Source organism: Mycoplasmopsis gallinarum DSM 19816, assembly GCF_000621085.1.
GTDB lineage: Bacteria > Bacillota_I > Bacilli_A > Mycoplasmatales > Metamycoplasmataceae > Mycoplasmopsis > Mycoplasmopsis gallinarum.
Window position 1 is genome coordinate 1 of the sequence record NZ_JHZE01000013.1, and the last position, 10,736, is coordinate 10,736.

1 protein-coding gene and 1 pseudogene are annotated in these 10,736 nt (G+C 26.2%); one reads left to right on the forward strand and one right to left on the reverse strand.

Features of this window, described 5'->3' with window-relative positions; translation table 4 throughout:
* Positions 1-548: 548 nt before the first annotated feature.
* Entirely contained in the window at positions 549-9,842 is a 9,294-nt protein-coding gene (locus Q346_RS0102900) for a lipoprotein 17-related variable surface protein (protein ID WP_027332990.1), read from the reverse strand.
* A gap of 275 nt (positions 9,843-10,117) precedes the next feature.
* Between Q346_RS0102900 and Q346_RS0102905 the strand changes: the two are divergent.
* Positions 10,118-10,736 (forward strand): annotated as a pseudogene (locus Q346_RS0102905) (IS1634 family transposase); the annotation flags it as partial.

The window sequence follows — 10,736 nt, forward strand, 5'->3', positions numbered from 1 at the left end:
TCTTGATACTGCTCAAAATCTTTTTCATATCCTATTCCAAATCTGGTTTCATACCCATTGCCTTTAAATTTTTGATATCCAATTTGTAAATAATTGCCTTTTTCTCTTTTAGATATTGAAATTATTCATGTTCTCTTTCTTGTTTTGCTTGCCATATCGGTATTATACCATTATTTTAGTAGTATCATACTATATTTTTCACATATTTATTACATAAATATGTGATAATTTAAAATATATAAAAAAATCCCACAAGTGGGAAACGTGGGTAATTTATCATTTTTCATGATGATTCACAAACCGAAATTAATTCAATTATAAACTCTTCTTTATGATGGAGATTTTATATTTTTACAAGTGTAGTAAATTTGTTTTCAAGTGACTTTAACTCCAAAAAATTTATTGTTTTTATAAAAAAAGACAACAAAAGAAAAGAAGAAGTACTTTTTGTATTTCTTCTTTTCTTTTGTTGTCTCAAAATTACTTTCTTTTTAGTGTTCTGATGAAAATTGCACTTAAGCTCACAAGTTTAAACTTGTGATTTCATTTTATTTCTTGTTTCTTTTAGCAATAATAATACTTAAAGCGATTGTTCCAACAATTCCTAAGCCTAATAAAGCATATCATCAATTACTTAATTTTTCATTTACTCCTAATTTATTTTGCATTAAATGATTAACTATTGCAAAATCAATAGGATCAATTTGATTTTTCAATTTAAGCAATTTAAGATATTCATTATTAGTTAATTTATCTTTTAATAAACTTAAAATAGTTGCTTGATTTTGAATATATCTATTATCTTTAAAGTTACTTAATTGTTCAATATTTTGGGTTAATTCATCTTTATTGCTATTCAATAAATTGTCTGTAAATTTAACTTTAATTTCCGCATATTGTTTAAATAAATCAATATTTGCAAACACTTGACGATAATTATTAATAAAGATTGAACTTATTGCTGGATTATCATTATACAATTGAACTAATTCATTGTAATGTTTTAATTCATTAATTAAATCTTCTTTTGCTAAGGTGCTATTAGAACTTTGAAGATCTTGAATAGTAGTATATTGATCTAGTAATCATTTAAGTAAATGTTTGCTTTGAATTAAATCAGTTATATATTCAGTATTCTTTTTATTTTTTTCTAAATACAATTGATTTTTTAATTCATCAATTGTTTTTTTAGTTTCAATATTTCCTGATTTTTCATATTCTTTAACTAATTCAATAATTTGTTTAGCTACTTCAGAATTATTTTCATCAATAATTTTTTCTGTATTTAATTTTAAGTTATCGATCAAAATTTGTACTTCTGCTTTAGTTAAATTTATCTTATTAAATTCTTCAACTGTTTCATTTTGTAAAGCTCTTTTGGCTTCATTTAAAGCATTTTCATATTTAGTTTTATCTTCAGATTTTGCATTTTGATAAGCTGAACCATTTTTAATATTAGTTTCTTCATTAACTAAGTCTAATAATTCATGCATTTTATTATCAATTGCTTGCGCTTCGTTTACCAAAGTATTACCTTGTGCATTATCATTAGTTTTAATTTGCTCACTTCAGTAATCTTTTTGACTTTGATTAAGATATTCAAAATTCAAAATAGAGTCGCAATTATCTTTTTTAGCTTTATTTGTAGTTTCAAAGTTTTGATTAACTTCAAGCATATTTTTATCTAAATCTGGATTAGTTGGAATTGTATTTAATCTATCAATTAAATTGTCTTTTTCATCTTGATTTAAATATTCATTATTATTGATTGTTTCTTTTAATTCAACTAATTTACCATCCAAAATATCGTAGGCATATTGTAATGAAGGCTCTTTATTAGATAATAAATTATCTAATAATTTATTATCAACTCCATTATCAGTGTTAGAAATTAATAAATCTTTGGCACTTTGCAATTTTTCATTAAATTGCTCTTGATTAGTTGCTTTATGATATTTAACATTTGCAGCAGGTTCAATTAATTTATCTAATTTTTCAATTTTATCTTTTAATTGATACATTTTATCTGCTAATTTTAAAGCATCATCGTAAGTTTTTTGAGCTTGAGCTAAATCAGGAGCATTTTGAATTGCGCTTTTGGCTTCTGATACTTGTTTTGGATTTAAGATTTTAGGTAAATTTGGTTGATTTACATTTTGACCAAGTTGATTAATTAAAGCAGCTTTTTTAGCATTTATTACGATTGTCTCAAAGTCTGATGGATTAGTTAAATTATTACTTTCATCAAAAGTTGGACTTTCATTAATAATTTGATTAATGTAAGTTTGCTTTTCTTCCTCATTTAAGAAATTATTTGGAATAGCTTTAATTTCATCAATATAAGGCTTTTTAACATCATTAATTTGAATAGCTTGCTTTTTCAAGTTTGCAATTTCTTCATCAGTGATTACTTTTTTGTTTAATTTAGTGCTTAAATCAGTTTTTTCATTTTCACTTAAATATGGTGCTTTAGCTACATATTTAAGTGCATCATCACGATTAATTTCAGTTTTGGCTAATTTTAATTTTTCAATTGCGTCATTAACTTCATCTAAAGTTGCATTGTAATTAAATTGATCGCCTTCTTCAATGTTATTGTTACCATTTTTAATTTTGTTTGCAACTTCAAGAGCATTATCAAAGGCTTCTTTAACATTTACTTCAGCATTTTTATATGCTTGTGAATCAGGCACATTTTTAGCACTTTCAATTGCGTTTTTAAGTTCTAACATTTTATTATTTAAAACTTCGCCATCTGTTTTAGCACTTTTAGCTTTATCTAAAGTATCAGCATTTGTAATGTTTTCAATCACATTATTTAATTGATTTGGATTTAAATGAATTAATTCAATTTTAGCTTGATTAATTACAACTTGTTTATCAACTTTTAATTCAATTGCATCAACTTTTAGAATGGTATTAGTTTCTTCATTATCAATTTCGTCTTTAAAACTTTGTGCTTGATCATTTGATAAAGAACCATCTGTAACTAACTTATCAATTTTAGCTTTTAAATTATTTTTGGCTTCTTGTAAATTGGTTAAAAAGCCACTAATAGTTAATGTTTGACTTTGACTTGAGGTAATATCACTTAAATTATCTTTTGTTGATTGTAAAACATATTTAACTGTTAAATTACCAGTTTCATCATCTGCTTCAATATCTTGAATGATAATTTTGGCTTTATTTTCAACTGGATTAGCAATAGCTGAATTAAAGTATTGGTTATTAAGGTTTTTAATCACTTCTTCTTTATTATTAACTAAAGAAGAAGCTTTAGTTACTGCTTGGTCATTTGGTACATAAACAATAGATTTATCAACATCGTTATTTTTAATTAAAGCATCTAATCTTTGACTTTCAGTTTGTAAACCAGTAATAGTAGCTGTTTTATCAGTAACATAAATATCTGTTAAATCAGTACGTTTTGAATAAATATTATATTTAATATTTACTTCTCCAGTTCTTTCATTATAACCAATAATTCGAATTTCTTGGGCTTGGTCATTAGTATCAACTATTGGCGTAATATCACTTAAGTTGACATCAGCAGGATTAATTTGCTCTTTATTTGCAATTGCATTAGTTCAATCATAATTTAAAGCATTTAATCTTTGTTGTTCTGTTTTAAACCCTGTAATTGTATTAGCGTTTTTACTTCTAGTAGCATTAATTTCCACTTTAACATCTGGTCTTGTTTTTGAAACAATTGTATAGCTTACAACTACTTCACCTTTTCGATCATCTCTAGTTGTAATTTGCATTGAATTAGTTTTAATTTCAATATTTTCAGCTTCTAAAGTTTTGCCATTGTTTAAGCCAACTTGCACTTTAGAATCAATTACATCATCTTCATTATAAAGGGGTAAGTATTGTTCTTTGTCAGGATAATCCAAAGTTAAATTAGCAATTAAGTTTTCAATTCTCTTAATTTCTACATCATCATTAGTTAAATAACCATTAAATGTAGTTAGTGGTTCAGATGTATTTGATTTAATAGTTGGTTTAACAGTAATTGGATTTTCTCATTCACCAGAAACTAAACCATTTGTGCCATTAAGAGGACGGGTTGAAATTAATTTATAACCTAAAGCAATTTCACCAGTTTCGTCATTAGCATTTTGAGTATCTAAAATTGTTTCAACAGCTACATTTTCATTTTTTCCTGCTTCAGTTAAGGTTGCATCAAAGTCACTTGAAGTAAGCTGTGAAGGTTGTTTTGGATTTGAACCACTTGCTTTTGCATCATCTTTAGCAGTAATTTGTGCAGGTTGATTTTGTTGTTTAACTAATTCATTTAATCTTTGTAATTCAGTTTTAAAACCAGTTAAAGTTGCATATTTATAATCTGATTTGACATCAGTAAAACCAGTTTTAGTTGATTGCAATTTATATTTAACCTTGATTTTACCTGTAATATCATCGTAAGCAATTATTTCTTGATCGCTGAAAGTATGATCTGTATCAGGCGTAATATTTCAGATTCAATTTTCATCATTAATAGTTGCTTTTGAAGCTAATTTTGTTGCTCTATCTCTGTAATCTATGGTGTGAGTATATTTATCATCTTCATTATCTACACTAATAGCATCTAATCTTTCTTTTTCAGCTTCTGATAAAGTTTTAAAACCATTTAATGAGCCATTTTTAGTTGTACTACTTTCAACATTATTTAAATTATGGCCATTAACTTCGCCTCTAGTTGAAACTAAACGATAGGCATAGTCAATTGCATGAGTTTGATCATTAGCTTCTTTTGATACAATCACTACTTTAGCATTTTCTAAATTAGCAATATCTAATAATAAGTATTCTAAAGCATCTTTTGGTAAATATTTTTTGTATTCACTTGAAACAATTCCGTTTAATGAAGCGGTAGCCACTTTATCAGCAAATAAAGCATCTAATCTTTCTTGTTCAGTTTTAAAGTTGTTTAAAGTTACAGTTTGTACATCAGTATTAACATTTTCATAAATGCCGCCTTTAGTACTATGAATTACATATTCAACTGTAATTTGACCTGTTAAATCATTTTTATCAGTGATATTTTTGATAATAATTTCTGCATTATTATCAGTTGAAGTAATCACGGTATTTAAACCACTTTTTAGAGCACTTGAAGCTAAAATTTGTTTACTATTTGGATAAGTGATTTCTGCGTGTGCTACTAAAGAAGTCAATCTTTGTTTTTCCGCATCTTGGTCGATTTTATCTTGTTCTGCTTGAGTTCTAAAACCATCAACAATTAAATCTTTATTACTACTTTCTGGGGCTGAAAAATTAGTTACTTCTCAATTTGAAACTAATTCATTTTGTGTTTTAGTTGAAATTAATTTAAGATTTAAACTATTTTCACCAGTTTGATTGTTTGCAGTAATTGAGTTAATGCCTATATTGGCTTTATTAGCAGTTTGCTTAGTTTCATCATATGAATAGTTAGCTTTATTATTAGCAGGGGCCATTGAAGGTAGTTGATCTTTTTTATTACCATCGAAATTAATATCGTTTTTGAGTAATGAATTTAATATTTCATTTAATCTTTGACTTTCAGTTTTAAAACCGTCAATAATAATTTCTTTTGTATCAGATTCAACTCCACTTTGTTCATTTCTTAATTTGTATGAAAGTTTAATTTCACCAGTAATATCGTTGTAACCAATAATTTGTTTCTCAATTACACTAATATTTTCATCATGAGAACTTAAAGTGATTTCATCATTAGTATATTTAGAAGCTAATTTAGTTTTATTAACAGTAATATCTAAATCGTTAGGTCCTTTTGCATTTAAAACTTCTTTTTCTCTTTCGTTATTAGTTTGGAATAAACCAAGTGAATAAGTTTGGGTATCTGACACTACATCATTATTTGGAATATCGGTTCTGGTTGATACTAAATGATAGGTAAAAGTGATTGAACCATTTTGACTATCTCTTCCAGTAATTGCATCAATTATTAAATTGACATTATTTATACCATTAGCATTAATGAATTCGCCGTTTTCATTAGTTCCTCTTATATATCCTGATAATTCAGATAATTTTACCTCATCAACAGTAGTTTTATTTTGAGCTTTAGGACCATTGAATTCAAAACTCTTAGCTTGATCGGTCAATAGATAATTTAATCTATCTTTTTCAGTCATATAACCATTAATAGTTATTTCTTTTAAATCTGAAGTAAGTTTTTCACCATTTTTGTTGCTTTCAACCACAAAATTAACAACTAATTTACCTATTTTGTCATCTCAAGATTTAATTGATTTAACTACAATAGTTTCATTTTTATGATCTATATTATCATTTGGATCAAAAATAATATTAACTCCATCTAAGTTATTTACAAAACTTGAAGCTAGAATTAAAGGTTCTGGAGTGCTTAAAAAGTTACTTTTGTTATAACTATTAATAGTTTTTTGCTCTTTTTCTTTATTAGTCATAAAACCAGTAATTTTGGTAGTTAGACTTTTACTTGAAGTAACTTTAGTATCACCTAAATTAGTTTTAGTTGATTCTAATTTATAAGTTACAATTACTCCTCTTGGATCGTCTGGGTCTGGTTGAATTGTATCAATAATTACTTTGGCATCAGTATTTGGACTAATTATAGTTGAGAAATTATTTGCAGTTAAATCGCTAGCTGCAAAATTGCTTTTATCCGTGCCATTAAAATCAACAGTTTTAGTAACTGTAGAATCTTCTACTAATTTATCCAATCTTTCTTGCTCAGTTAAAGTACTTAAAGCATTGTCGTTATTTAAAATATAAGTTTTAGTAGAAGTAACTGTTTCAAGATTTTCTTTAGTTGATTGATATTTGTAACTTAAGTCTAATTTACCTGTTACTTCATTTGGATTTGAAATACTTAAGTTAGTAGGTGTAACATCTTGTGGAATTGTGTTTCGATCAAATTCAATTTCATCATTTGAAATTTGACTAGCGGTATCAGTATTTTTTACATTATCTTTAACTTTGGCAGTAGCAGTAGCTAAATTATTTAATCTAGCAACTTCATCATCATAACGTTGTTGACCATTTAAATTATTAATTGCATTTTGAATTTTGGTATTTAAAGCATCAACGTTTGTTTTATTCATTAAATTATCATTATTGTCAGTATCTAAAGCAGCCAATAAATCTTCTGCTTCTTTAATTACCCCGCCTTTTTGATTACTATTTTTGGTTGGGTTACCATCATAAGCTTCTCTTAAAGCGTTAGTAGTATAAGTATAATTATTGCCAGTTGTTATATTGCTTTGATTTGTAATATAATTGCGCAAGATTTCCATTGATGAATTTAATGCACTATTAGTTGCATCTTGATTTGTAACACCATCAATTGTTGTTTGCTCGTTAATTAAAGCAATTGCTTTTTCTTTTTGTTTTGGAGTTAATGAAGAATAATCTGAATTAATTTTAGCAATAGCATCATCTTTTGCTTTTTTCAATCTTTCTTCACCGTTTAAAGCAGTAACTGCATTATTAAGTGCTGTAATTTTTCCATTTACTTGCTCTAAAGTTAAATTAGGCCCAGTTGTTTTATTGGTATCATTAGTTTTAGTTGTAATTAAATCTTCTAATGTACTTTGATTATCAGCTTGAGTATAGTCGGTGCCTGTTCGAATAGTTTCAATATCTGCTGGACTTTGACTATAAACTTTCATTGCATCATCTAATTGTTTGTTTTTGGCATCTTGATTATTAACATCATTTACAGTGGTTAAAGCATCAATTTTATTATTTGCTTCAGTTTTTTGTGCGTCATTTAAATATGTATAAGTAGTATTTAATTTTTCTTTTGCTTTTCTTTTTGCTTCAACTAAGTTTTCTACACCATTCAAGTCTTCTTTAGCTTGTTTCAAAGCAGTAATTTTTTGATCAATTTGTTCGCTGGTTAAATTAAGAGTTGGACTTGATAAATCAGAATTTCTTGTGGTTAAAGCATTATCAAAAGTTGTTTTTTTATCACTGTCTGCTTCAGTATAATTAGTGCTTTTCTTAATTTCAGTTACATTTGTACTATCTATATTATTTTCATCTTTGAATGCATTTTTATAATCATTCATTTTTTTATTTATTTTTTCAGCTTCAGCTAAAATTTCATTTACTTCGGCAACTGTATCAATATCCGATTGATCAATTTTGCTTTTGAAATATTCTTTTTGAGCAGGATTTAAATCATCCAAATCATCAATTTTAGCTTTAGTAATAGTTTTAATTAAAGGAAAATCATATGGATTATTATTTCTATCCATACTTTCATTATTAACTGTGTTTTTATATGAAATTTTTTCAGTGTTAGTTAAAGAAGTTTGATCGATTAAACCATTAGCATTGTTTTTCATTTGGTTAAAAATTTCTTCTTCAATTTCTCTTAATTTAGCTTGCTTTTCTTCCTCAGTTAGTTTTGAATCTTTATAAATAGTTTTAATTTTTTCACGATAAGGGTTTTTTTGTTCCTCATTAGTTCATAAACTAAATTTATTAATAATTGGTTCTGCATTAGAATCTGCTTCAATTGAATTTTTAATATCGTCGCCTAGGCTTACTAATTCATTATAATTATCGGCATCATCACCTAATTTATCAATTTTATCTGTATAACTCTTTTTCTGTTCATCAGATAAATTGGAATCTTCAAGAATTTTTTTCAATTCAGTAACTTTTTCTCTGTATTTTAATAAACCTTCTAATTTTTCTTCGGCAACTATATAAGTGCTTAAACCTGTTGCCAACTCTTGATTAGTGGTGGTTAAATTTAATATTTCTTGTTTCTTCGTATTTCAACCAACTTTTTCAATTTTTCCATCAATAGCTGTGTTTAATCCATTTAATTTTTTTTGTAATTCTTCCAATTGAGTTGTTAATTTTGCTTTTTCACTATCAAAATCTGCTTTTTCAGGCTCTTCAGGTTCGAATTTATAATCAAAAGAAGATTTTTTTTCTTGATAAGTAGCTAATTTAGCTCTAATTTGAGCAATTTTTTTATTTATACCAATTAATCCATCATCTCCTAATAACTCCAAAGCCTTATCATAATTTCCACCTCTAGCTTTTTCATCACGATTTAAGTCTTGACTATATTTTAATCAATTCAATAATGTATTGCTTAAATCCTGTGGAATATTTCTATTTAAATCATTTGGAACATTTGGATCTACAGTTGCATTTTTTAAAATAGTTACAAAATTATCATAATATGCTCGTGGAGCATTGTAAACTTCTTTTTTTAATTCTTCTTGAAGTTCATTTAAAACATAACTTTCAAATTCTTGATAAGTATTAAATCTTCCAGTATATTCATTAAGTGTTTTAAAAGTTATTAAATCTTTTATTTTTGAATCAAATGCCTCAATTGCATTTTCAGCTGCATGATCTTCATCAGTTACTGGCTCATTAGGCATAAATCTTCATTCAATTGAACCAGTTTCGTGTCTTCGGAAAGTAGCGAAATATAAATCAGGTCTCTTTAGAAATCACGTTGTAATTTCTTTAAGTCACTCATTTTTAGAGTCCTCATCATTAATTTGGTTAAAACTTGGTAATTGAATAAAAAAATCATAAACTGATTGCAATTGTTTTTCAACAATTGCAAAATCTAGTATTTTGTTCTTATACTCTCCATATGGCTTTTTGTAACCATCTGGAACATACAAATTTTCTCTTGTGGAACCAGAAGAACGAAGCTTTTTTTGTGATTCGATAAAAGTTTTCAAGTCTTCGGCTGCCGTTCTCTGAAACTCATTTCAATTTTCTTGATTGGCAACAGTAATAGCTGAAACTAAAACTAATGATGATGCTATTATCCCGCCAAAAGAAAGAAAAATTTTTCTACTTTTCTTCATTTTAATAACACACCTCTCCTATATATATATATATATATATTACAACTTTTTTATATAAAATATGGAATTTTTCATATACTATAATGTATTAGCAATTATTAAAAATGCTTTTTTCTTTCTTGTTCTAAAATTATTATTTGATGAATATAAAAATGAAATCCCCCACGTTTCCCACTTGTGGGATTTTTTTATATATTTTAAATTATCACATATTTATGTAATAAATATGTGAAAAATATAGTATGATACTACTAAAATAATGGTATAATACCGATATGGCAAGTAAAACAAGAAAGAGAACATGAATAATTTCAATATCTAAAAGAGAAAAAGGCAATTATTTACAAATTGGATATCAAAAATTTAAAGGCAATGGGTATGAAACCAGATTTGGAATAGGATATGAAAAAGACTTTGAGCAATATCAAGAGAATGCAATTGAAAAAATTAAAATGCTCATTAAAGACATTCCGTTAACAACAGAAAAAGAAAAAATTATAGAAATAATTAACCAAAAATTAAAAAATAATAAAAATAATCTTCAGGAATATAGTAAAAGATTCAAGGGATATGATTCAATTCGTTCATTGATAGACTACTTTGATATTTTTAAAGATTGTAATAAAACAAAATCAATAAGTTTAAAAGAAGTTGTAAGTCAACAGATTTATCAAAGAATAAAAGATCCATTAAGTATTTTAGGAACTTTCAATAATTTAAAAAAAGAACAAGATTTTGTTTATTCTAAAAATTCTTTTTATAGATCTCTGGATTATATAGCGGAAAATAGGGAGCAAATTTTACAAAATGTGAATTCTGTTCTAACAAAAGAGCACAAAAGAAATATTGAAATTATCTGATATGACTCAACTACAACTTATTTTGAAACATTTA